We start from the raw sequence: 21,817 nt of genomic DNA, 5'->3' as shown, positions 1-21,817 counted from the left end.
TTCATCTCAAAGATCGTGGCGTGATGCACCAGGCGATCGACGCTGGCTGACGCCGTTCTCGACCGGCTGGTCCACGACGCTCATCGCATCGAGCCGGCCGGCGAGAGCCTGCGCAAGTGCAAGGCTGCCGAGCCCGCCGCTTGACCCGTTGACTCAACCTCGTGATCTTCCCCTCTGATCCCTGGGAGCACGCCGTCACCGGACGCCTTCAGATCGGACCACCCGGCCGGCTTCGTCGGAATATGCAGACTGCGCGAGTGGACCCATATCATTTACAAATGAAGGCCGTTGGTATTATTCCAAGCATAATCACATTTAGGAGAACTATACACTCAAATCCGTAAGCCCGATCTTGCGAACTACGCAGATGCTCTATGGCACGGAGGCAATCAAATCCCATCCGTCAGGGACATGGCCGAAGCTCCTGTCGGAAGCGGGCTTTATGGGCGTGCGCCGCTGTTGGAACATCCCAGCTGGATCGGCCGAATGGCTCTGGTCCGCGGTCGGAAGCAGTGAGATCATGCAGTTGAGCGGGTGAATATTTTAAAAACTACATCGTGCGCGCTCAATGATGTTGGAAGATAGACTCTATTTTCCATCTGATTTTCTCTTGATAGCAAGCCGACTCATATCACGCACTAGACTGCTGCATTCGTCGCGCCATTTCATCCGTTCGCCATTCCAGAAAGACTCGTCCAGATTTGTGAAAAAATAACAAGCGATCATCAGGAATTTTTTAGACTCAACGTCAACATACGATCAAATGCTTTCGTGATTGCCACATTCAGAGAATGGGCTCGGCTGATCTCAGCGGCCTTGAGCATTTCCTGCTCAAGACTGACGGAGCTCGAGGTCGAAAGTCTGTCCCAGGCATCGGAAGCCTTGATCTTCGTTGTACTAAATGATGGGTCTGCTGCGTTTAAGTGGCCGCTTGCTGTCGTCGACAGGCTAGCCGTCGCCGTACGGGCCATGATTTCGGCGAAAGGGATAATGTCACGCGCTTTGTAATCCTGTGTGTTTGCGTTCGCGACATTGCCGGCGATCATGGACTGACGGACCGTAAGGTAGTGAGCCTGCTGCGACACAAGATCAAAGAGATAGACGCCTGTCACTTCAAACTCCAATCCGCATTTGAGGCAATTCAAGGTCTATCAGTGCAGCCTTGTCCGAAGCTGACGAAGCTTGTTATGTATCAGCCCCGAAGTAGGGTAATTACACAATGAGCTATGCGGGAGAATGGGTGACGCGGTTTGGGTGAAGGCGGCCTATCGAGGCGGGTGTCGAGCCCGCCAGACCCTCTCGTTGAGAGCGATACGCCATGGACAGCCCTACCAACATCGTCCGGCTTCGTCAGCCTGAAGAGATCGACGACCCCCTGACCGAAGTGCTGCGGTCGGGTGCCCGCCGCCTGCTCGCCCAGGCGGTCAAGCTCGAGGCCGAGGCCTTCCTCACCGCCCTGCAGCATCTGCGGCTGCCGGACGGGTGTGCCCGTCTGGTGCGTCACGGGCACGGCCCCGAGCGCGCGATCCAGACCGGCATCGGTCTGGTGCCGGTGGCGCGGGTGCGCATCCGTGACCGCGGCGCGACCAGCCCCGGGGATCGGATCCGCTTCTCCTCGAGCCTCCTGCCGAAGTGGGCTCGGCGCAGCCGCAGCCTGGATGCCTTGCTGCCAGTCCTCTACCTGCGCGGGATCTGTCAGCGGGCGTTGAATACTCCCTGATTGTGGGCATCGAAAATTCCCTGGTCGGTGCCCTGGCCCGTAGGGTCGCGACGCCCCGCGCCCTCTCGGGCTTTTCCATCCTCAGCCACCATGCCTGCCGATACCGATCGGCTGGGAGCGACGAGGATGGTTCTGCTGGGAGAACTCGTCATGATCTTGGACCTGCACCGACAGGGCCTGTCCGTCTCCGCCATCGCCCGCCGGACCGGCCGCGATCCGAAGACGATCCGCAAGTACATCGAGCGCGGCCTCGAGCCGCCGGCCTACGGCCCGCGTCAGCCCGGCCGCCCGAGCAAGCTCGCGCCCTATCTCGATTATCTGCGCGAGCGGATCACCGCCTTCCCCGACCTGAGTGCCGTGCGCCTGACCCGCGAGTTGCGCGAGCGCGGCTACACCGGTGCCTACACCGCGGTGAAGCGGTTCGCCGCCGCGATCCGGCCGCCCGAGGCCAAGCCCTACGAGGTCCGCTTCGAGACCCCGGCCGGCCAGCAGGCGCAGGTCGACTTCGCCCGCTTCCTCGTCACCTTCACGGATGCGCCGGACACGACCTGCATCGTCTGGCTGTTCTCGCTGGTGCTCGGCCATTCCCGGCACATCGAGGCGCGCTTCGTCCTGCATCAGGACCTGCAAACGCTGCTGCGCTGTCACATGCAGGCCTTCACCGCGATCGGCGGCGTGCCGATCGAGATCCTCTACGATCGCATGAAGACGGCGGTCACCGGCGAGGATGCGGACGGCCACATCGTCTACAACCGATCCCTGCTGGCACTCGCCCAGCACTACGGATTCCTGCCGCGCGCCTGCCGCCCGTACCGGGCCAAGACCAAGGGGAAGGTCGAGCGACCGTTCTCCTACATCCGCCAGGACTTCTTCCTCGCACGTTCCTTCCGCGACCTCGACGACCTCAACCGCCAGCTTCGGAGCTGGCTCGATACCGTCGCCAACGTCCGCTTGCACGGCACCACGCAGCGGATCGTCTCGGAAGCCTTCGCCGCCGAGCGGCCCGAGTTGCAGCCCTTGCCGGCTCTGCCCTTCGACGCTCTGCTCACGCTGGAGCGGCGCGTCAGCCACGATGGCCTCGTCTCGATCGGTGGCAACTATTACAGCGTACCGGATCGGACCCGGCGCGTCGTCGAGGTGCATCAGTTGCCCGACACGATCCGCATCCTCGATGGTGGCCGGCTCGTCGCGAGCCATCCGATCCTGGAGGGACGACGGCAGTACCGCATCGACCCCGACCATCGGCAAGGCACGGCCGCTCGGGCCATGCGCCACGGCCATCCCGACAGTCTGCCGATCGGCCGCCATGGCGATCACGTCGCCCGGCGCTCGCTGGCTGTCTACCAGGCAGTCGGCGAACGGCTCGCCGGCGGGATCGGAGGCCAGCGATGAGCCGCACCGCATCCTGTGCCATCACGACCCTCGACAGCATCAAGCGCAGCTTGGTCGGCCTGCGCATGCCGCGCGCCCTGGAGGTGCTCGACGCGACGGTCCGGCGCATCGAGCAGGGCGAGATCGACGGCTTGGCCGCCCTCGACGTGATCCTGACCGAGGAACTGACGCTGCGCGAGAACCGCCGCGTGAAGACCGCCCTGCTGGTCGCGCGCCTGACCACGATCAAGACGCTGTCCGGGTTCGACTTTGCCTTCCAGCCCTCGCTCGACCGCGAGCGCGTCCTGGCGCTGGCGGAACTGACCTTCATCGACCGGGCCGAGGTCGTCCATCTGCTCGGACCACCCGGCACCGGCAAGAGCCATCTGGCGATCGCGCTCGCCGTCGAGGCGGTCAAGGCCGGGCGCAGCGTCGTGTTCTCGACGCTGGCCGACCTCGTGACCTCGCTGGCCAAGGCCGAGCGCGACGGCTCCCTGCGCGAGCGCATCCGCTATCTCTGCCGGGCCTCGCTGCTGGTCGTGGACGAGATCGGCTACCTCCCCGTCGTCCCCGGTGGCGGCAACCTGTTCTTCCAACTCGTCAACGCGCGCTACGAGCGCGGGGCGATGATCCTGACTTCGAACCGCGGCTTCGCCGAGTGGGGCGAGGTGTTCGGTGATCCGGTCGTGGCGACAGCCCTGCTCGACCGACTCCTCCACCATGCCGTGGTGATCCAGATCGAGGGGGCGAGCTACCGCCTGCGCCAGCACGCCGACCTCGTCCCCGAGCACGTCCGCTCCAAGGCCCTGATCGTTCCGCCGCCCGCACCCAGGCGTCGCGGTCGTCCACCCGGAAAGGCTGCCTCCGATCACACGGCCGGCTGATCACCGATCCGCACCGAACCCGCCGGCCAGGGAATTTTGAAAGCCCACAATTGCGGAGACTTCGGTGCCCGTTGACAGGATCTCGACCGGCGACTTCCAGGAGGCGCTCGCCGCCCTCCTGGGCAAGGACACCCCGAACCTCTCGCCGGCGGTCATCGCCCGGCTGACGGCGAGCTGGGCTGACGAGTACGCCCGCTGGCAGTCCCGCGATCTCTCGGCGCGCCGCTACGTCTACGTCTGGGCCGACGGGGTCTACCTGCAGGCCCGGATGGAGGAGCAGGCCGAATGCATGCTGGTCCTGATCGGCGCCACGCCGGAAGGTAGGAAGGAACTGGTCGGCTTCCAGGTTGGGGTGCGCGAGAGTGCGCAGAGTTGGCGGGAACTGCTGGTCGATGTGAAGCGGCGCGGGTTGTCGGTGGCGCCAACGCTGGCTGTGGGAGACGGGGCTCTGGGCTTCTGGAAGGCGCTGGACGAGGTCTTTCCCGGCACACGTCACCAGCGCTGCTGGCAGCACAAGACGGCCAACGTCCTCAACAAGGTCCCGAAGTCTGTGCAATCGGCGATGAAGGCGGATCTGCGTGAGATCACCGGCGCGTCGACGCGGGCGGAAGCCGAGGTGGCGATGGACGTGTTCGTGGAGAAGTACGGAGTGAAGTATGCCCGTGCGAGCGAATGCCTGACGAAGGACAAAGAAGCGCTGCTGGCGTTCTACGACATGCCGGCGGAGCATTGGGACCATCTGCGAGCGACGAACCCAATCGAGAGTGTGTTCGCGACGGTCCGGCACCGCACGGTGCGCACGAAGGGGGCACTCTCGCCGACGACTGCCAAGCTGATGGTGTTCAAGCTGGTGATGGCCGCCGCCAAGACTTGGCGGCGGCTGACGGGCGAGAACCAGTTGCCGAAAGTGGTGGCCGGCGTCATCTTCCGGGACGGGACCGAGGTCACCGCGAGCCCAGATCACCGCGCCGCCTGACCAGCCTCGTCACACAAATCCCCGCATAGCTCATGCACGATCAAGGGACACCAGTTCAGGATGATCTCGATCATGCCTGTTCGTCGCAGGGCCAAGCTGACCCTGGATTCTGTCGGGATCTGGTCATGCGAAAGGGACGAACCAGGCCCGTCCCTCGCACGTCCGCAACTTATACCTGAATGGGGTTCAGGCGGAGCGCAGGAGCTTACATACCGCCGTGGTTCATGCCGCGCATGTTGCCCATCCGTCCTCCATGGCGCATGCCGCGCATCGAGCCGTGCTTCATGCCGCGCATGTTGCTCATTCGACCGCCATGGCGCATGCCGCTCATCCGGCCGTGACCCATCTCGTCACGAACCTGGATCAGCGGACCATCCGGGACTGCTGCAGCGGTCGAGACTGGCAGGGGTGCGGCCTGGGCCGGTCCGAAGGTCAGGAGGACCGCGAAAACGGCGGCCGGGGTGAAGCGGTGCATGGGGTTGCTCCTGAAAAGGCAGAGTGATTGGCCGGTCCGCGATCAGCGTGGCCGGACTGAGGTCGGAGGGCTGCGCGGGTTAGTGGCGCTCCCCGTCATGGCCGCCCTCGTGGGTGGTGTGGGTCGTCTCATGGTGCGCCTCGCCGTGGTCGCCCTCGTGCGTGGTATGGGTTGTCTCGTGGTGCGCCTCGCCGTGCTGCTCGTCTGCAACGAGATGGCGCTCGATTGGCGTGGAATGCGCGCCGGGTTCGGCATGCAGTCCGATCCCGCCCGGGCCGACCTCGACATGCTGGGCATACGCACCGGCGGGACTGAGGGCGAGAGCGGCGCCCATGAGCATGGTCGCGAGCAGTGATCTAGGCATACATAAACTCCTTAGGCATATCGGTGCTCTGGAACGTGCGAGCCTAAGAAAAAGATCCTTCAGGTAGCTTGAGAAGCCCATAGGCCGCCAGCGGGAGGCCCGGACGGCTCAGAAGCCATCATCGTAGCCGTAGCCGTAGGCTGGGGCGTAACCGTAGCCGTAGGGATAGGTGGCCGCAGAGAGAGTTCCGAGAGCCAAGCCGCCGATGAGGCCTGCTGCGAGGCCGCCGCCGTAGTGGCCGTGGTGACCTCGATAACCGCCGTAGTAGCCGGCGTAGCGTAAGCGCTCGGTGACGGAGCAACTGGTCAAGCAGCCTGCTGGGTCCAGTCGGTCGGCGTCCAGTTCCAAGGCAGCAGATCGGACAGGCGCTTGGCCGGGTGATCGGCGATGCGCGTGAGCACATCGCGCAAGTAGCTCTCGGGATCGAGCCCGTTCATCTTCGCCGTCTCAATCAGCGTGTAGAACGCTGCCGCGCGCTCAGCGCCCAAGGCGGATCCGGCAAAGAGGTAGTTCTTGCGCCCGACCGCCACGCTGCGCAGAGCCCGCTCGGCCGCGTTGTTGTCGAGGGCGAGACGCCCGTCGTCGAAGGCGCGCATGAGCGCCGGCCAGCGTGCCAGCATGTAGCGCAACGCCTTGGCCAGTTCGGACCGGCCCGGCACCTGGGTCAGGCTCGTCTCGGCCCAGACCTTCAGCGCCTCGGCCAGCGGCTTCGAGCGCACCTGTCGCTCGCGGTGACGGAGGTCGGGCGGCTTGCCGTGCAGGTCGCGCTCGATCCCGTAGAGCGCCCCAATCCGCTCCAGCGCCTCCGCCGCGAGGGCCGAGCTCGTCGCGGCGTGCACCTCGAAGATCTTGCGGCGTACATGCGCCCAGCACGCTGCCTCGGTCAGGGCACCGCCCACACGCCCGGCCTCGTACAGCCCGTTGAAGCCGGCATAGCCGTCGGCCACCAGCACGCCGGAGAAGGCCGCCAGGTGGGCGAGCGGGCGCTCGCCTCGACGGTCGGGCGAGGCGAAGAACACGGCCGCCGGCGGGCGCACGCCGCCGTGGGGACGCTCATCCCGCACATAGGTCCACAGCCGTCCGATGCTCGTCTTGCCCGTGCCGGGCGCCAGCACCGGGATCGGCGTATCGTCGCCGTGCAGGACGTCCGAGCCAGTGATCACCTCCCGGCGCAGAAGGTCGGTCAGCGGCTGCAGCGTGGCCGCAGTCGCGCCGAGCCAGCCCGAGAGCGTCGAGGTCGCCAGTTCGACGCCGTCGCGCGCGTAGATCTCGGCCTGGCGATATAGCGGAAGATGGTCGTCGAACTTCGCCACCGCGATGTGGGCCAGGAGCCCGGGACCAGCCCGCCCGCGGGGAACCGCATGGTGGGGAGCGGGCGCCTGAACCACCTGCTCGCAGGCACGGCAGGCGAACGCCTCGCGCACGTGGCGCACGACCTTGAACCGGCCCGGCACGTAGTCGAGGCTCTCGGTGACGTCCTCGCCGATCCGGCGCAAGCTCCCGCCGCAGGCCGGGCAAGCGCAGGGACCGGCGTGGACCACGCTCTCGCGCGGCAGGTGCGCCGGCAGGTCCCGCCGGGCCGGCCTGAGTCGGGCGGCCTCCCTCGCCTCGGCGACGACCGGCGTGCCGGCCAGGCGCTCGGCCTCGTCGACCTCCAGCGCCTCGATGGCCAGTTCGAGCTGCTCAAGGCGCGGGCCGAACTTCTCGGACGAGGTGCCGAACCGCGCCCGCTTCAACCGGGCGAGCTCGCCGCGTAGCTTCTCGATCAGGGTGCTGGCGTGGACGGCCTCGCGCGTCAGGCTGACGATCAGCCGCTTGAGCGCGTCGACGTCGTCGGGCAGCGTGGCAGGATCGAGAGCCATGCCAACAGCTTAGCCCTTGCCAGGAGCCGTCGCTACCGGCCCTGACCACGGACGCGGCTCCCTCGGTAGTCTGCCGCTCTCAGCCCGCGATCATCGGCCGGTCGGTGCGCAGCGGCGTGCGCCAGTCGATCCCCTCCAGCAACATGGCGAGCTGGGCCGGCGTCAGCGCGGCGGCGGCACCGGCGGTGGACGGCCAGACGAAGCGGCCCTTCTCCAGGCGCTTGGCGAACAGGCACAGGCCCTGGCCGTCCCACCACAGCACCTTGATCAGGTGGCCCTGGCGCCCGCGGAACACGAAGGCCTGGCCCGAGAACGGATCGCGCGCCAGATGGTCCTGGACGAGGGCGGCCAGCCCGTCGAAGCCCTTGCGCATGTCAGTGTGCCCGGTGGCCAGCCAGACGCGCGAGCCGGACGGGACAGGGATCATCGACCGAGCAGCGCGGCGATCGCGCCCTGCAGGAGCGTCAAGTCCACCCCGGTTGCGGCCCGCACCCGATGCCCGCCGGCCAGCTCGATCTCGATCAGGCTCGACCCGGCCGGCACGTCGGCTGTCGCCTTAGCCGGAGGCGGCAGGGCGAGCGGGATGAAGCTCGGCGGCGCGGTGACAGTCCCATCCGGCTGCTCGGTCAGCAAGGCGCGCCGCCATCGAAACAGCAGGCTGGAGTGCAGACCGTGCCGGCGGGCTACCTCCGAGGCGGTCGTGCCGGGATCGTTCGCCTCGGCCAGGATGGCGCGCTTCTGCTCAGGCGACCAGACGCGGCGCGTGCCTGCAACAACGACATGAGGAGAGTTGGTCATAGGTCCAGACACAGGGCCGATACAGCGCCATCTGACGCCAGACACTGTATCCAGAGCAAAGCACTACAGGCACAAGGCGGCCGCCACCGAGAGCTTACGGCGTAGCCACCATGGAATCCATAGCTGCCGTAGTACCCGCCATGAATGCCGTAAACCGGCTCACCTTGATCCATGACTCTATCGACCGGCTATATATCATGCTGGTCGACAGAGTTTGCTGGAAAGGGCCTTAGGCTGCCTTGCGGGGCCGGCCTAGGGCCTGTTGTCGCTTGAACTCTCTGCGAGGATGAGCGTTTCCCCGCTTTGAGCGAGGAGACACGATGCTGACGGACGCTCAGTGGGCCGAACTGGAACCGCTGGTGGAAGCCTGCCGGCCCAAAGGCAAGACGCCGCCCCAAGAGCTGCGCCGCACGATCTCAGCCATCCTCTGGCGGCATCACAACGGCGCCTCTTGGAGGGCCATTCCAGCCGAGTTGGGTCCCTGGTGGCAGGCCGCCCAGATCTTCATCCGCTGGGCGCGCGCCGGCGTCTGGGAGCGGCTGCTCGACCTCGTGCAGAGCCGCGGCGTCGCGCTGGGCATGGTGTTTCTCGACGGCACGAACATTCGAGCCCACCAGAAGGCGGCGGGCGCGGCCAAAAGGGGGGATCTGGAGCCGAGCGAGACCATCGTGAAGCTCTTGGCCGCTCGCGTGGCGGCTATGGCACCAAGGCCTGCGTGATCGCCGATGGACGGGGCCGCCCCGTCGGTTTCCGCCTCGCGCCCGGTCAGGCGCATGAACTGCCCCACGCCCTTCCGCTGCTCGATCAACTGCCCGGGGTGCCGAAGTGGGTGGTGGCCGACCGTGGCTTCTCCAGCCACGGCTTTCGCGAGGCGATCTGGACCGCCGGGGCCCGGCCCGCGATCCCGACCAAGAGCAACGAGGCCCCGCTCGCCTGTCCTGACTGGATCTACACCAATCGCAACATCGTCGAGCGACTGTGGGCGCGCCTCAAGGAATGGCGGGCCGTTGCCACACGCTACGAGAAGACTGCCGTCAGCTTCATGGGCGTCCTCTGCCTCGCCGCTACGCTCCTCTGGATCAAGTGACGACAGGCCCTAATCCGCTGCTCTTAGCCAGTTCCGAGCGCTGAGCAGCGTAGTTCGCCGCCACCATGGGGTAGTCGTGCGACAGACCCCACTTGCGCCGGTACTCCCCGGGGGTGAGCCCGCGGGTCGAGAGGTGGCGCTTCAGCGACTTATACGGCTTCCCATCCTCCAGGCTGATCAGGTAGTCCGGGGTCACCGTCTTCTTGATCGGCACTGGCGGGGTCAGCTTCTCCGCCTCGGCTGAAGCCGGCTGCCCCAAGTTCGTCAGCGAGGTGTGGACTGACGCGATCAGGTTGGGCAGCTCCGCGACCGGAACAGAGTTCTTGGACACGTAGGCCGACACGATGTCGGCGGCGAGCCCCACGAGAGTGCCCAAGGGACCTTGCTCTTGTTGCGACACGGAAAGCTTCCCTACTTCATGACTCGGACCAGGACCGAGCAACGTCAGCATATCGAGCATCGCGCCAAGCCGCACAACCCTAGACCAGGGCACGCCTACCTGATCCAGAGGATCACGACGTCCTCAAGGGCGAAATACACGCCGACCACGGCGATCAGGAAACCCGCCATGATCGGGAGCACACCCGAAAGCGACAGCGTGCGTCGGGCACGCTGTCGCGGCCATGGGTTCGTTGGATCCGACTTCACTTAGCCGAGCTGGCCTCGGCCTTTTTCGGTCGGCCGCGGCGTGCCGACTTCGCGTCCGCGGGTGCGGCGACGACTGGATCGGGGACGGCCCGCTTCTCAGCCGCCTTCTTGGCCGCGGCCCGATCACGCCGGAGCTGGCCGAGGCCGAGGCTCTTGGCGAGTTCGGAGCGCTGGGCGGCGTAGGTGGCCGCCACCATCGGGTAGTCGCGCGGCAGACCGTATTTCTGGCGGTACTCGTTGGGGGTCAGGCCGTTCGAGGTCAGGTGCCGCTTGAGTGACTTGTACGGCTTGCCGTCGATGAAGCTGATGATCGCGTCCGGGGTGACGGACTTACGGATCTGAGCCGGCGTGAGCTTGTGACCCTCGACCGGCGTTGCGGCGGGTTGGCCGAGGCTGCTCAGCGAGGCGTACACCGAGGCGATCAGGTTCGGGAGTTCGGCGACCGGAACGTTGTTCTTGCTCACATAGGCCGACACGATATCAGCCGCGAGGTCGATGAACTCAGGCTGTTGGGCTTGGGTCTCGTCCGACACGTCAATTCTTTCTGCTACGAGGATCCATCCAGATCCGCACGTGGAGAATTTTATGGAGGATCACCAGCGTCGAGCAAATCCCTGCCGCTGACTGATCCCAAGCTATTTGAGGAGCAACCAGGTTCATCAGCAATTTGTCGCACCAAGTCACCGACCTGCAGAGCAGTATTTTCGGCCGTGACCCGCGTGGATCTCACATTCACGCATCGCCGACGGCCTACAAGATCCCCCAAGCTCGATAGCGACCCCGCCCGGTGAGCTCGCGCAGGCCGAGTTCGGCCACGAGGGTCTGGGCGGCGCGCGGCGTCACGCCGAGCTCGTCGGCGATGGTGGTGGTGGAGACCAGCGGGCGGGCGAGCACGAGATCGATGAGCCTTGGCAGGCTGGAGTTCGCCCGCCTCCCCCTCACCTTCGCCTGGAGGACCTGGCGCGCGAGCATCCAGCGGTCGTGATCCCTCATGCCCTGTTCGGCACCCGCGGTGACGGCACCCAGGAACGTCAACCACCGGGAGGACGGATCGCGCGTGAGCCAGCGATCGCGCGGCACGCGGCGCAGGGCGCTGGCGAGAACGGGTAGGTGGTGTCGGGCCTTGTCGCGGGCGCGCAAGAGGTCGGCGGCGAGCAGCGACCCGAGCCAGGCGCGATGCTGGAGCGGCTCGAGGTCCGCCCAGGCGTCATAGGCGATGGTGGCGGCGAGGACCGGCGGCAGGATGCGGGTGTCGGCGACGGCGTGGCGCCAGGCGGCGAGGCGGTCGGTCGCGCCCCAGGCCGGATCGTAGACGAGGGGCGATTTCTCCCTCACCGGGCCAGCGTCGGCGAGGAGGCGGCGGGAGCGGGCGATCAGGGCGTCGATGTCGGCGAGCGCGGCGGAAAACGCATCATCGACGTCCGCGAGATCCCCCTCCCCGTCTGCGCCGTCGATCGGCGGCGTGGCTGGCACCGGGACCGCGTCCTGATCACCTGTCCCATCTGGATCCTCGGACAGGGCGGCAAGGCCGGTGGGGCTGATGGCCCATCCGGGCTCGGCAGCGGCAATACGGCGACGGGTACGCAGGACGGCGTGGGCGCGGGTGAGCTCTTGCGAGGGGGCGTGTCGGTCGCGGCCGGCGTCGTGGAGGACGAGGTCTTCGAGGAGCACGAGGTCACCCTGGAGGGCGAGGCTGGCGCAGCCGTCGGCGAAGTCTGTGCGGGTGCACCAGCCGTGGCGGATGGGGCTGGTGGCGAGGAGTTGGTCGAGGCGGGCGAGGGCATCCTCGGCAGCGGCGAGCGGCGCGGCGAGGGCGTCCCAGGGGAGCGGCTCGGGCAGGCGGTAAACCATTGTCGCCGTTGTATCGATTGACCATCACGGAAGCGAGCGGACATTTCGCTTCGCGCACCTGTATGAGGATACAGCTGGCATTCTGACCATTGATAATGTCCCCTTATCGATGATGATGGACGCGCGGCCAGAAATCGGCTTGAATGCGCCCTCGCTGCTCCTCTCACCTCCGGCCACGATGCCCGATACTGCTCCTGCCCTGCTCCCAGATCCGACCCTCGCCCGAGAGCACGACCTCGATGCCCTCGCCGGTCTCCTGCCGTTCGATGCCCGCGAGCGCCTGGCCATCCTCCTCACCGACGAGGACGCCGCCACCCTCAAGCACCTCGCCCGCTCTGGCATGGGCACCAACACCCTGCGGGCGCTCGCCTCCGATCTCGGCTACCTCGAGGCCTGGTGCCTCGCCGCGACCGTTCATCCCCTGCCTTGGCCTGCGACCGAGGCCCTGGCGTTGAAGTTCGTCGCCCATCACCTCTGGGACCCGGCCGAGCGCGAGAGCGACCTCCGTCATGGCATGCCCAGCACCGTCGAGGATGAGAACGAGACGATCCAGGACGCCCAAAGCTGCCCTCCAAAAAGCAGCCTTGAGTCACTCCTCAGCCGCCAAGGGAACCCCAAGAGTCCATACGCCTAAGGTCTCACTGCTGCGGCGGTGGTCTCCTCGGCGCCTCGCGGGATGCGAGGCGCCCAAGCTGGCGTTCGGCATGAACCGCAACGGCTCGTCAAACTTTGGCGGGTTGGCAGCCTCAGAGGCAGCGGAATAGAAGGCCTGATGGCTGTTCACCCGCCCCGCGGTGCGCCTGGCTGAGGCGGAGCACCGGTTGCGGGATATCTCAGAGGACAAGCACCGGCTCGCCGACGTGCTGAGAGCGAGCGCCATCGCCGAGTGCGACCGTCTCGCAGCCTTCATCCTCGACGAGGCGACGGCGTTCGCTGCCAACCCCTTCCCGTCTACGACGGCCGGCGCCGCGCGCCAGCGCTGAGGTCTGCGCGAGATTGAGTTCTAAGCGATGCAGGTCGCCTCGGCCGGGCTGCCGTGTCTTCTGGCGGCCCTGGCCCGCCTGCCTACCGGGAAGCCACTGCGCCAGGAGATCCTGCGGACGCCAGCCCACGTCCTCTACCTGCTAAGCCGTGATGAAGGCGGTCAGATCGTCGGGGCGGTGCTGCACGGCAAGCCGAGCTACTCGCTGCCACCTTTCGTCAGGCCTGAGGCGGCTCCCCGTCCTACTCCTCAGCGACAGTGGCAGCGGCGGGCAAGTGTGCAGCAGCTCGACCTGTTCAACGTCATCGCTTCTTGAGCGGGCTGGCGGAGATCCAGGCCAGCCAGTCATCCAGACCGGTTTGCCTGGCCCAAAAGGAAACGGCCGAGGCGTGAGCCCCGGCCGTTTGTCTTACGCTTAAGGCTGAGCGTCGATCAGCGCAGGAGCTGCAGGATGCCCTGCTGGGCCTGGTTGGCGAGCGACAGCGCCGAGATGCCGAGCGAGTTGCGGGTCGACAGCGCCTGCGAGTTCGCCGCCTCCTCGTTCAGGTCGGCGTTCGTCAGGTTCGCCGCACCCGTGTCGAGCACGTTGATCATCTGCTTGGTGAAGTCCTGACGGTTCTGCACCACCGCCAGGTTCGCCCCCAGCGATGAGGCCTGGTTCTTCAGCGAGTTCGACGCGCTGGTGATCTTCTTCATCACGTCGTTGATCGAGTTAGTATCCTGGAAGTCAACCTGGCCGATCGCCGAGAGTCCAATCGAGGACGAGGTCACCGAAGAACCCTGGATCTTGAGGGACGACGTGCCCTTCTCGTTGAAGGCGATGTTCAAGGTGTCGCCCGCCAGCAGGTTCGTGCCGTTGAACCCGGAGTCGAGGGCCATCTGATCGATCTGGGTCAGAAGGTTGTTGTAGGTGTTGACCAAGCCGTTGCGGGTGTTCGCCCCGTCGCCGGCAATGATCGCAGTCGAGGTGCCGGAGCTGAACGGGTTGAGTGTGCCTGTGGCAGTCAGTTGGAGAGCGTCAGCACCCGACTCGTTCGTGGTTGTGATCTTGAGCTGGCCGGTCGAGCTGTCGAGGCTTGCCATGGCGTTGGCGGGTGCCAGGGCAGCGTTGAGCTGGGTCAGGCTGGAGATCTGGCCGCTGCCGGTGCCGAACGCGACGTTGACGGTAGTTCCGTTAGCAACCTTGACTGCGATCGAACTGTTTGCGAGCGCGCTGGCATTGAAGCTTTGGTAATTCACGCCAACGAGCGCAGGTGGAGTAGTATACTGCTGAATGGTCGTGGCACCCTGACCAGCGGCATAGCTCTTGAACGCAGTGAAGCCGAGGTTGGTCACCTTAGCGGTCGCAGTGCTGCCGTCGCCCAGGTTGATGGCGGTGGAGGCGTCCGCGGCTGTAAAGGTGAACTTGCGGGTCGTCGAGTCGAAGCTCGCACTGACCGTGCCGCCGGTGGCCGTGCCGACCTTCTGAGCAAGCGAGCTCAGCGTATCGGACTTCGAGACCATCACCGACTGACCGTTGACGGTGAAGCTGTCGCCGGCCGTGAAGCCGATGGCCGTCGCGAGCGTCGTCGCGGTCGGCGAGAATGTGCCGTTGACAAGGAACTGACCGGCAGCGTTCGCGGTGATACCAAAACCCAGCTTCGTGTTGGCCGTACTGTCCACGCTGAAGGTGGCACCGTCGGTCGAGCCGGCGAGTTTGATGAAATTGCCGCTTATCGCCGCCTGGACATTCGATCCACCCGCTTTCAGCTGGGAGTTGATCGAGCTGACCAGGGTGGACTGGCTGGTGTCGTCGACGTTCTTGTTCAAGGTGATGCTGACGCCATCAATGCTCATCGTGAGGCTTGTCGCGCCGGCCGTGAACAGAGCCGTTTGAATAGCAGTCTGCGTGCTGACGTCGACGTTGCCTGTCTTGTTCGCGGCCACACCACTCGTGTTCGTACTCAACGCAGTATCGGCCAGGACTGACGTGGCGCCGGTCGACAGGAGGTTGTCGGCCGTGGCGCCGGTCAAAGCCGTGGAGGAGATCGCAGCCTTCGCGACGAAGGAGTTAGAGGCACTGATAGCCTGCTGAGCCACCGACTTCAGCTGGTCAGTCAGGCCCTGCAGCTTGGTGATACCGGTATTGGCCGCCTGGATCGTCTGGATGCCGTTCGACACCGCGTCGAGCAGGCCGCTGAGCGACGACGAGCGCGAGGACAGGCCTTGAGCGGTGAAGTAATTGCTCGGGTTGTCGAGGGCGCTGTTGACCTTCTTGCCGGAAGACAGGCGGGTCTGGGTGGTGGAGAGCATGTCGGCCGTGCCCTGCAGCGACAGGAGGTTCTGACGCGTGGCGGCCGACAGCGTGATACCGGAAGACATGAGGGCGATCCTATTTAGATCTTTAACCTTCAGATTTCGAAGGCGCCATCACTCTCCAACGAGCGTCCCTGCTTGATCCTTACTGCGATCACCGGAAGCGTCTCATTGGCCAGAATTTTTGGAGAGTATGATTTACGAGACCTCAATTCTATCGCAGCAGCACGATACTCAATCAGAGTACCCTCGCCTGGCCATCCACATGTGACCCTGGAGACAGCCTTTAGGAATGCGGTACATACTTAATGCAAGATAATGGGATATTGAATAGATTGATCAATTAAATAATAGATTTTATGAGATTTTTTTATGAGGTTTCATGATAAATATTCAGATATAAAAACATTACATACATTAATGACTATATGTAATATAATATACCATTATAAATACTTATATTTATTTTGTAATTATATAACAGAGATTATAAGCAACTTTAATTCTGCTTCCTGCGGCAGCAACAAGGTCAATCCGCATGATTTAAAAAAGGAAACGGCCGAGGCGTGAGCCCCGGCCGTTTGTCTTACGCTTAAGGCTGAGCGTCGATCAGCGCAGGAGCTGCAGGATGCCTTGCTGGGCCTGGTTGGCGAGCGACAGCGCCGAGATGCCGAGCGAGTTGCGGGTCGACAGCGCCTGCGAGTTCGCCGCCTCCTCGTTCAGGTCGGCGTTCGTCAGGTTCGCCGCACCCGTGTCGAGCACGTTGATCATCTGCTTGGTGAAGTCCTGACGGTTCTGCACCACCGCCAGGTTCGCCCCCAGCGATGAGGCCTGGTTCTTCAGCGAGTTCGACGCGCTGGTGATCTTCTTCATCACGTCGTTGATCGAGTTAGTATCCTGGAAGTCAACCTGGCCGATCGCCGAGAGTCCAATCGAGGACGAGGTCACCGAAGAACCCTGGATCTTGAGGGACGACGTGCCCTTCTCGTTGAAGGCGATGTTCAAGGTGTCGCCCGCCAGCAGGTTCGTGCCGTTGAACCCGGAGTCGAGGGCCATCTGATCGATCTGGGTCAGAAGGTTGTTGTAGGTGTTGACCAAGCCGTTGCGGGTGTTCGCCCCGTCGCCGGCAATGATCGCAGTCGAGGTGCCGGAGCTGAACGGGTTGAGTGTGCCTGTGGCAGTCAGTTGGAGAGCGTCAGCACCCGACTCGTTCGTGGTTGTGATCTTGAGCTGGCCGGTCGAGCTGTCGAGGCTTGCCATGGCGTTGGCGGGTGCCAGGGCAGCGTTGAGCTGGGTCAGGCTGGAGATCTGGCCGCTGCCGGTGCCGAACGCGACGTTGACGGTAGTTCCGTTAGCAACCTTGACTGCGATCGAACTGTTTGCGAGCGCGCTGGCATTGAAGCTTTGGTAATTCACGCCAACGAGCGCAGGTGGAGTAGTATACTGCTGAATGGTCGTGGCACCCTGACCAGCGGCATAGCTCTTGAACGCAGTGAAGCCGAGGTTGGTCACCTTAGCGGTCGCAGTGCTGCCGTCGCCCAGGTTGATGGCGGTGGAGGCGTCCGCGGCTGTAAAGGTGAACTTGCGGGTCGTCGAGTCGAAGCTCGCACTGACCGTGCCGCCGGTGGCCGTGCCGACCTTCTGAGCAAGCGAGCTCAGCGTATCGGACTTCGAGACCATCACCGACTGACCGTTGACGGTGAAGCTGTCGCCGGCCGTGAAGCCGATGGCCGTCGCGAGCGTCGTCGCGGTCGGCGAGAATGTGCCGTTGACAAGGAACTGACCGGCAGCGTTCGCGGTGATACCAAAACCCAGCTTCGTGTTGGCCGTACTGTCCACGCTGAAGGTGGCACCGTCGGTCGAGCCGGCGAGTTTGATGAAATTGCCGCTTATCGCCGCCTGGACATTCGATCCACCCGCTTTCAGCTGGGAGTTGATCGAGCTGACCAGGGTGGACTGGCTGGTGTCGTCGACGTTCTTGTTCAAGGTGATGCTGACGCCATCAATGCTCATCGTGAGGCTTGTCGCGCCGGCCGTGAACAGAGCCGTTTGAATAGCAGTCTGCGTGCTGACGTCGACGTTGCCTGTCTTGTTCGCGGCCACACCACTCGTGTTCGTACTCAACGCAGTATCGGCCAGGACTGACGTGGCGCCGGTCGACAGGAGGTTGTCGGCCGTGGCGCCGGTCAAAGCCGTGGAGGAGATCGCAGCCTTCGCGACGAAAGCGTTGGAGGAGCCAAGGGCCTGCTGGGCCACCGACTTCAGCTGATCGGTCAGACTCTTCAGCTTGGTGATACCGGTATTGGCCGCCTGGATCGTCTGGATGCCGTTCGACACCGCGTCGAGCAGGCCGCTGAGCGACGACGAGCGCGAGGACAGGCCTTGAGCGGTGAAGTAGCTGCTCGGGTTGTCGAGGGCGCTGTTGACCTTCTTGCCGGAAGACAAGCGGGTCTGCGTCGTAGAGAGGAGGCTGGCCGTGTCCTGCAGCGACAGGAGGTTCTGGCGCGTGGCGGCCGACAGCGTGATATCGGAAGACATGAGGGCGATCCTATTTAGATCTTTAACCTTCAGTTTCGAAGGCGCCATCACTCTCCAACGAGCGTCCCTGCTTGATCCTTACTGCGATCACCGGAAGCGTCCCATTAGCCAGGATTTTTGAAAGTATGATTTACGAATGATTAACGCCATTGGGGCAGAGTAACCCCAGATCAGAGCACCTCCCGCATGGCCCTCCGTATCGATCTTAAGCCGCATGAGCGAGTCATTGTAGGCAACGTCTCGATCCGAAACGTTGATCGTCGAGCATCGCTGACTTTCGAAACAAAGACCGAATTTTTACGTGAGAAGGATATATTGGCTGAAAACCAAGCAAGAACCGTTTGTGAACGACTGTACGTTACTTTACAAGCTGTTTATATAACAGATAATTACATCGAGGTTGAAAACGCATTTATTTCATCGACAACTGAGACAATTAAAGCGGCTCCAAGTATGGGCTGTATATATCAGAGCCTTATAAGGAAATCGTATGTAATAATTTCTATCAAGCTCTCAAAATCGGTCAAGAGCTTATAAAATATGAGAAATCGCTTCTTGATCTAATAGGACGCAAAAATATGTCCTTCTCTTAGAAACACAAAATTGGTATCACAACGAACTACAAATAGGGGTGACCATCATGCCGCTTCGCTTAACAATAATGCCCTTCGAAACCATCTATATCAATGGCGCTATCATCGTAAATGGTTCCAGTAAGGCAGATATTGTACTCAAAAATCAATGCCGCATGCTTCGTGGCAGTGAAATGATCTCCGAAGAAGAAGCTCGCACACCCTGCAAGAGGATAGTTTATCTATTGCAGCAGATACACCTCAAAGAAGATCACTCTGAAGAGTTGAGGGAATTATCTTCTTGTATTTTAGAATTGCTAGTGCATCTACCGGGATCAAATAAATATATTAATAATATTCAAAATTCACTCGATGAAAAAAAGACACATGCGGCGCTCAAGCATGGCAAAGCGCTAGCTACCTACGAGGCGCAAGTGAGTTAATACATCATCAGTCCCTCAATCTGAGCACGACGTGTCGGCCAACATTCTCAGGCCGGAAGCTTCTCAGCGAGAGACTCATCGGCGAAGTCATGATCCATACCGAGGCCGGTTCACGAGTTGCTAACCATGTCCGATAAGAGTGCGACTGAGATATAAGCCAGAACTTTGAAACCCCAATCGCAACAATATCGTGCGTGATGTAAATATTGCACACAATTTCAGCTAGAGCTGGTAATGAGCGGCGATCCCGACACTGCGGCGCAGAACAAGGCGGCTTGGGACAACAGCCACCACGTTACCAGGCAACTGCAGCAGGGGATCGAGAGCGATCATTTCCGAGTGAAACGGGCGATGCCGTGGGTGGGTGGGTTCCCCTCGTTCACCACGGCCCGGCGCACGATTTGCAGCTTCGAGGCGATGCTGTGGCTGCGCAAAGGCTTCGGGTTGCTGGTGCGCCTGCTCGCACACCCATCGCGCCTTGATCGCGCCCACGAGTGCCCGTCGCGTGATCCGCGCCGGCAGGTTGGACAGGTAGTACTTGCGCTCGCCCGAGTGATGTTCACCCGCTTTCGTGGAGTGGTGATCAGCTTGCGGGCGATGGGTCTGTCAGCATCTCCTTCTCGTAGCGGATCGGCGAGCGGTAGCCGAGGGCGGAGTGGCGTCGAACTGGATTGTAGAAGCCCTCGATGAAGGTGAAGACGGCCATTCGGGCCTGAGCTTGTGAAGCCAAGCGCCGGCGGTCGAGCAGTTCGCATTCGAGGGTCGCGAAGAAGCTTTCGGCCATGGCGTTGTCGTAGGCATCGCCGATCGAGCCCATCGAGGGCCGAACACCGGCTTCCCGGCAACGGTTGCCGAAGGCGAGAGCGGTGTACTGACTTCCCTGGTCGGAATGGTGAATGACGGCGCTCGGTTTACGCTGGCCGATCGCCATCTCCAGGGCGTCGAGCACGAGCTCGGTTCGCAGATGGTTCGCCATCGCCCACCCCACGATCCGCCGGCTCCAGGCATCGAGGACCACGGCGAGGTAGAGGAAGCCAGCGGCGGTCGGCACATAAGTGATGTCGCCGACCCAGAGCTGGTTGGGGCCTTCGGCTCGGAAGTTGCGCTCAACGAGATCGGGGGCTGGCCGGGCCTTCTTGTCCCGCCGCGTGGTGATGACAGCTCGCCGCCGCCGGCTGGCGCCGACGAGGCCGCCTGCGCGCATCAGGCGCGCAATGCGCTTGCGCCCATGGCGTGATCCTTCGGCCGCCAACTCAGCATGAACGCGTGGAGCACCGTAGGCTTCGCCCGAGCCCGCGTGAATCGTGCGGATCCGCTTCAACAGCGCGGCATCGGCCTGCGCGTGGGCCGAGGGCTCCCGTTGCCGCCAGGCATGGTAGCCTGCTTCCGAGACGCCGAGCACGCGGGCCATGACGGCGATAGGAAAGGTGGCCCGGTTTGCGCTCATGAACCGGAAGATCCCGACGGCACCGCGCCGGTCTCCCGCGCGAACCAGGCCGCGGCTTTTGACAGGATATCCCGCTCCAGCCGCAGTTGGCGCACCTCGCGGCGCAGACGGATCAGTTCTTCACGTTCGGCAGCCGTGAGGGTCTCTGTCTTTGCCTCACGGCGCTCCTCGGTCTTGTCAGCCTGTGCGACCCAGTTCCGGATGGCCTGAGCCGACGGTTCGAACTCACGGGCAAGATCGGTGGGATCGCGTCCGGCGCGGACCAGTTCGACGATCTGACGACGGAACTCAGCAGGATAGGGCGGACGTGTATGGGGCATCGGTTGCACCTCGTGGAAAAGCCTGAAGGGCTCCACGAAAGCGGGTCAACATCGGGGTCAATGGTCGTCTCTATGGTTGACCCGACCGGTAGCAAGCCACAGCGACACGAAGGCTGCCCCCGTGCATATCGGCGCGAGGAGAGCCGCGAGAAAGAGGAAGATCGCCGGGATCATGCGATGGGCGCCACCAGGATCGCGGTCCGCACCGCGGGGCGCATCTGCCAAAGCGTGACATTCGGGCGGGCCAGCACCTCGACGGCGTAGGTGTGCGCCTGAACAGCAGCGACGACGAGGCGCTTGCCGCCGATCTCCAGCGACACCGGCCTCCACGGATCAGCGAGGTAAGCCGAGATTGCATTGTCGAGCGCTTTGGGCGTCAGGAGCTTCTTTAACCGGCTGGTGCCGGCAGGCCGTCCACTTCCCGGGGCCCGGTGAGAGGATGGTCGAAAACGTACGCTAAGCCCGCCGACCGGTGCGGGCGAGGAGCTTTTCTCCGTCTGGCCTGATCGCCCCCTTGGGCGTGACGTGCCGGTAGAGGGTCTGCCGGGTGATGCCGAGTTCCACGCAGAGGTCGGCGACGCAGGTTTCGGGGTTTCCCATCGCGGCCTGAGCCAGGCGCAGCTTGGCGGGCGTCATCTTGAAGGGGCGACCGCCCCTGCGGCCCCGGGCGCGAGCCGCGGCCAGCCCGGCCTTCGTGCGCTCGGAGATCAACTCGCGCTCGAACTCGGCCAAGCCGGCGAAGATGGCGAACACCAGCCGGCCGTTGGCCGTGGTGGTATCGATCGAGGCGCCTTCGCCCGACAGCACCTTCAGCCCGACGTTGCGCTTCGTGAGATCCCCGACCAGGTTGACGAGGTGGCGCAGGTCGCGGCCGAGCCGGTCGAGCTTCCACACCGCCAGCGTGTCGCCGATCCGTAGCGCCTTGAGGCAGGCCTCGAGCCCGGGACGATCGTCGCGCCGACCGGAGGCGGCATCCTCGTAGATGTGCCCGGGATCGACGCCGGCCGCGACGAGCGCGTCGCGCTGCAGGTCGTGCACTTGGCTGCCGTCGGCCTTGGACACCCGGGCGTAGCCGATCACGGTCGTCATTCATACGTCCGTCTGCGTGACGGAGCGGCATTGCCCGCCGATCGGTCAGCATGATGTCACACAACCCGTCTTGTGGTCTACGCTCCGTGAACAGG

22 protein-coding genes and 5 pseudogenes are annotated in these 21,817 nt (G+C 63.7%); 13 read left to right on the top strand and 14 right to left on the bottom strand.

Translation table 11 applies throughout. The features are described 5' to 3' along the window. Window positions 1-39: 39 nt before the first annotated feature. Window positions 40-144: pseudogene (locus DA075_RS37995) on the top strand (ATP-binding protein); the annotation flags it as partial. Between the two features lie 581 nt (window positions 145-725). Here the strand turns inward: DA075_RS37995 and flgB are convergent. Then, entirely contained in the window at window positions 726-1,112 is a 387-nt protein-coding gene (flgB, locus tag DA075_RS34405) for a flagellar basal body rod protein FlgB (protein ID WP_091890657.1), read from the bottom strand. A 206-nt stretch (window positions 1,113-1,318) separates the two neighbouring features. Here flgB and DA075_RS34400 point away from each other — a divergent pair. The 4 genes and pseudogenes from DA075_RS34400 to DA075_RS34385 all read left to right on the top strand — a co-directional run. Then, window positions 1,319-1,693 (top strand): annotated as a pseudogene (locus tag DA075_RS34400) (IS256 family transposase); the annotation flags it as partial. A 153-nt stretch (window positions 1,694-1,846) separates the two neighbouring features. Continuing rightward, window positions 1,847-3,112: an IS21-like element ISMex13 family transposase gene (gene istA / locus DA075_RS34395; protein ID WP_200602002.1), complete on the top strand. Its 1,266-nt coding sequence runs from the start codon at window positions 1,847-1,849 to the stop codon at window positions 3,110-3,112. Continuing rightward, complete coding sequence (gene istB / locus DA075_RS34390) at window positions 3,109-3,975, top strand: IS21-like element ISMex13 family helper ATPase IstB (RefSeq protein WP_099952836.1); 867 nt, start codon at window positions 3,109-3,111, stop codon at window positions 3,973-3,975. Before istA ends, istB begins: the two co-directional genes overlap by 4 nt. A 79-nt stretch (window positions 3,976-4,054) precedes the next feature. After that, a pseudogene (locus tag DA075_RS34385) lies at window positions 4,055-4,951 on the top strand (IS256 family transposase); the annotation flags it as partial. Between the two features lie 205 nt (window positions 4,952-5,156). Here DA075_RS34385 and DA075_RS37275 read toward each other — a convergent pair. Continuing rightward, entirely contained in the window at window positions 5,157-5,426 is a 270-nt protein-coding gene (locus DA075_RS37275; RefSeq protein ID WP_091890636.1) for a hypothetical protein, read from the bottom strand. A gap of 97 nt (window positions 5,427-5,523) precedes the next feature. On the opposite strand from DA075_RS37275, the gene DA075_RS34375 reads away from it, so the two are divergent. Further along, window positions 5,524-5,781, top strand: a complete 258-nt coding sequence (locus DA075_RS34375; RefSeq protein ID WP_123834576.1) for a hypothetical protein — start codon at window positions 5,524-5,526, stop codon at window positions 5,779-5,781. A 117-nt stretch (window positions 5,782-5,898) separates the two neighbouring features. Here DA075_RS34375 and DA075_RS34370 read toward each other — a convergent pair whose 3' ends face one another. The 4 genes from DA075_RS34370 to tnpA all read right to left on the bottom strand — a co-directional run bounded on the left by DA075_RS34370 (window position 5,899) and on the right by tnpA (window position 8,450). Beyond that, window positions 5,899-6,099: a hypothetical protein gene (locus tag DA075_RS34370; RefSeq protein ID WP_091890630.1), complete on the bottom strand. Its 201-nt coding sequence runs from the start codon at window positions 6,097-6,099 to the stop codon at window positions 5,899-5,901. Then, window positions 6,096-7,652 carry an IS66 family transposase gene (gene tnpC, locus DA075_RS34365; RefSeq protein WP_099957521.1) on the bottom strand — a complete coding sequence of 519 codons (1,557 nt, stop codon included), beginning with the start codon at window positions 7,650-7,652 and terminating at the stop codon, window positions 6,096-6,098. The genes DA075_RS34370 and tnpC overlap by 4 nt, the downstream gene beginning before the upstream one ends. A 79-nt stretch (window positions 7,653-7,731) precedes the next feature. Next, the gene (tnpB, locus tag DA075_RS34360) at window positions 7,732-8,079 is read right to left on the bottom strand and encodes an IS66 family insertion sequence element accessory protein TnpB (RefSeq protein ID WP_099957520.1); all 348 of its coding nucleotides are present in this window, start codon (window positions 8,077-8,079) and stop codon (window positions 7,732-7,734) included. Next, a complete protein-coding gene (gene tnpA / locus DA075_RS34355; protein WP_099957519.1) occupies window positions 8,076-8,450 on the bottom strand; it encodes an IS66-like element accessory protein TnpA in 375 nt (124 codons plus the stop codon). Before tnpA ends, tnpB begins: the two co-directional genes overlap by 4 nt. Window positions 8,451-8,770: 320 nt before the next feature. On the opposite strand from tnpA, the gene DA075_RS34350 reads away from it, so the two are divergent. After that, window positions 8,771-9,537 (top strand): IS5 family transposase gene (locus DA075_RS34350; protein ID WP_099952440.1). Its coding sequence is split into 2 segments (ribosomal slippage): window positions 8,771-9,086 and window positions 9,086-9,537, totalling 768 coding nucleotides; the frame shifts between segments, so codons are not numbered across the junction. Here the strand turns inward: DA075_RS34350 and DA075_RS34345 are convergent. From DA075_RS34345 to DA075_RS34335, 3 genes are all read right to left on the bottom strand, one after another. Further along, complete coding sequence (locus DA075_RS34345) at window positions 9,530-9,988, bottom strand: Ros/MucR family transcriptional regulator (RefSeq protein WP_099957610.1); 459 nt, start codon at window positions 9,986-9,988, stop codon at window positions 9,530-9,532. The genes DA075_RS34350 and DA075_RS34345 overlap by 8 nt on opposite strands. A gap of 193 nt (window positions 9,989-10,181) precedes the next feature. Beyond that, a complete protein-coding gene (locus DA075_RS34340; protein WP_091890616.1) occupies window positions 10,182-10,718 on the bottom strand; it encodes a Ros/MucR family transcriptional regulator in 537 nt (178 codons plus the stop codon). Window positions 10,719-10,935: 217 nt separating this feature from the next. Beyond that, window positions 10,936-12,036: an RHE_PE00001 family protein gene (locus DA075_RS34335; protein WP_091890614.1), complete on the bottom strand. Its 1,101-nt coding sequence runs from the start codon at window positions 12,034-12,036 to the stop codon at window positions 10,936-10,938. Between the two features lie 178 nt (window positions 12,037-12,214). On the opposite strand from DA075_RS34335, the pseudogene DA075_RS34330 reads away from it, so the two are divergent. From DA075_RS34330 to DA075_RS37985, 3 genes and pseudogenes are all read left to right on the top strand, one after another. Then, window positions 12,215-12,568, top strand: a pseudogene (locus DA075_RS34330) (integrase); the annotation flags it as partial. A gap of 289 nt (window positions 12,569-12,857) precedes the next feature. Further along, a complete protein-coding gene (locus tag DA075_RS37990) occupies window positions 12,858-13,019 on the top strand; it encodes a hypothetical protein (protein WP_244936670.1) in 162 nt (53 codons plus the stop codon). 27 nt (window positions 13,020-13,046) lie between these two features. Continuing rightward, window positions 13,047-13,334 carry a hypothetical protein gene (locus DA075_RS37985; protein ID WP_244936669.1) on the top strand — a complete coding sequence of 96 codons (288 nt, stop codon included), beginning with the start codon at window positions 13,047-13,049 and terminating at the stop codon, window positions 13,332-13,334. 116 nt (window positions 13,335-13,450) lie between these two features. Here DA075_RS37985 and DA075_RS34320 read toward each other — a convergent pair whose 3' ends face one another. Together DA075_RS34320 and DA075_RS34315 are read right to left on the bottom strand one after the other, a co-directional pair. Further along, a complete protein-coding gene (locus tag DA075_RS34320) occupies window positions 13,451-15,379 on the bottom strand; it encodes a flagellin N-terminal helical domain-containing protein (protein WP_099957518.1) in 1,929 nt (642 codons plus the stop codon). 543 nt (window positions 15,380-15,922) lie between these two features. After that, entirely contained in the window at window positions 15,923-17,851 is a 1,929-nt protein-coding gene (locus DA075_RS34315) for a flagellin N-terminal helical domain-containing protein (RefSeq protein ID WP_099957517.1), read from the bottom strand. Between the two features lie 186 nt (window positions 17,852-18,037). Here DA075_RS34315 and DA075_RS38735 point away from each other — a divergent pair, with 186 nt between their 5' ends. The 3 genes and pseudogenes from DA075_RS38735 to DA075_RS34300 all read left to right on the top strand — a co-directional run. Next, window positions 18,038-18,388: a flagellar biosynthesis repressor FlbT gene (locus tag DA075_RS38735; RefSeq protein WP_099957516.1), complete on the top strand. Its 351-nt coding sequence runs from the start codon at window positions 18,038-18,040 to the stop codon at window positions 18,386-18,388. A gap of 103 nt (window positions 18,389-18,491) precedes the next feature. Next, complete coding sequence (locus DA075_RS34305; RefSeq protein ID WP_244936713.1) at window positions 18,492-18,866, top strand: flagellar biosynthesis repressor FlbT; 375 nt, start codon at window positions 18,492-18,494, stop codon at window positions 18,864-18,866. Window positions 18,867-19,151: 285 nt separating this feature from the next. Continuing rightward, window positions 19,152-19,310 (top strand): annotated as a pseudogene (locus DA075_RS34300) (DDE-type integrase/transposase/recombinase); the annotation flags it as partial. A 139-nt stretch (window positions 19,311-19,449) separates the two neighbouring features. Here the strand turns inward: DA075_RS34300 and DA075_RS34295 are convergent. From DA075_RS34295 to DA075_RS34290, 3 genes are all read right to left on the bottom strand, one after another. Further along, a protein-coding gene (locus DA075_RS34295) for an IS3 family transposase (RefSeq protein ID WP_099957514.1) occupies window positions 19,450-20,633 on the bottom strand; the annotation gives its coding sequence in 2 pieces (ribosomal slippage) (window positions 19,450-20,366 and window positions 20,366-20,633; 1,185 coding nt in all). Between the two features lie 170 nt (window positions 20,634-20,803). Beyond that, window positions 20,804-20,953 carry a hypothetical protein gene (locus tag DA075_RS36925; RefSeq protein WP_164712599.1) on the bottom strand — a complete coding sequence of 50 codons (150 nt, stop codon included), beginning with the start codon at window positions 20,951-20,953 and terminating at the stop codon, window positions 20,804-20,806. 136 nt (window positions 20,954-21,089) lie between these two features. Then, window positions 21,090-21,722: a recombinase family protein gene (locus tag DA075_RS34290; protein WP_096488053.1), complete on the bottom strand. Its 633-nt coding sequence runs from the start codon at window positions 21,720-21,722 to the stop codon at window positions 21,090-21,092. Window positions 21,723-21,817 lie beyond the last annotated feature (95 nt).

This window comes from Methylobacterium currus, from assembly GCF_003058325.1.
GTDB lineage: Bacteria > Pseudomonadota > Alphaproteobacteria > Rhizobiales > Beijerinckiaceae > Methylobacterium > Methylobacterium currus.
Note: the sequence above shows the minus strand (reverse complement) of the source record. Positions and strands in the feature narration are given on the sequence as shown.

Coding starts and splice junctions, on each gene's coding strand:
- DA075_RS37985 (WP_244936669.1), top strand. CDS start 13,047: ATGCAGGTCGCCTCGGCCGGGCTGCCGTGTCTTCTGGCGGCCCTGGCC.
- tnpC (WP_099957521.1), bottom strand. CDS start 7,652: ATGGCTCTCGATCCTGCCACGCTGCCCGACGACGTCGACGCGCTCAAG.
- DA075_RS34320 (WP_099957518.1), bottom strand. CDS start 15,379: ATGTCTTCCGGTATCACGCTGTCGGCCGCCACGCGTCAGAACCTCCTG.
- DA075_RS34345 (WP_099957610.1), bottom strand. CDS start 9,988: ATGCTGACGTTGCTCGGTCCTGGTCCGAGTCATGAAGTAGGGAAGCTT.
- DA075_RS34375 (WP_123834576.1), top strand. CDS start 5,524: ATGGCCGCCCTCGTGGGTGGTGTGGGTCGTCTCATGGTGCGCCTCGCC.
- DA075_RS34335 (WP_091890614.1), bottom strand. CDS start 12,036: ATGGTTTACCGCCTGCCCGAGCCGCTCCCCTGGGACGCCCTCGCCGCG.
- istB (WP_099952836.1), top strand. CDS start 3,109: ATGAGCCGCACCGCATCCTGTGCCATCACGACCCTCGACAGCATCAAG.
- DA075_RS38735 (WP_099957516.1), top strand. CDS start 18,038: ATGGCCCTCCGTATCGATCTTAAGCCGCATGAGCGAGTCATTGTAGGC.
- istA (WP_200602002.1), top strand. CDS start 1,847: ATGGTTCTGCTGGGAGAACTCGTCATGATCTTGGACCTGCACCGACAG.
- tnpB (WP_099957520.1), bottom strand. CDS start 8,079: ATGATCCCTGTCCCGTCCGGCTCGCGCGTCTGGCTGGCCACCGGGCAC.
- DA075_RS34315 (WP_099957517.1), bottom strand. CDS start 17,851: ATGTCTTCCGATATCACGCTGTCGGCCGCCACGCGCCAGAACCTCCTG.
- DA075_RS34305 (WP_244936713.1), top strand. CDS start 18,492: ATGCCGCTTCGCTTAACAATAATGCCCTTCGAAACCATCTATATCAAT.
- DA075_RS34290 (WP_096488053.1), bottom strand. CDS start 21,722: ATGACGACCGTGATCGGCTACGCCCGGGTGTCCAAGGCCGACGGCAGC.
- tnpA (WP_099957519.1), bottom strand. CDS start 8,450: ATGACCAACTCTCCTCATGTCGTTGTTGCAGGCACGCGCCGCGTCTGG.
- DA075_RS37275 (WP_091890636.1), bottom strand. CDS start 5,426: ATGCACCGCTTCACCCCGGCCGCCGTTTTCGCGGTCCTCCTGACCTTC.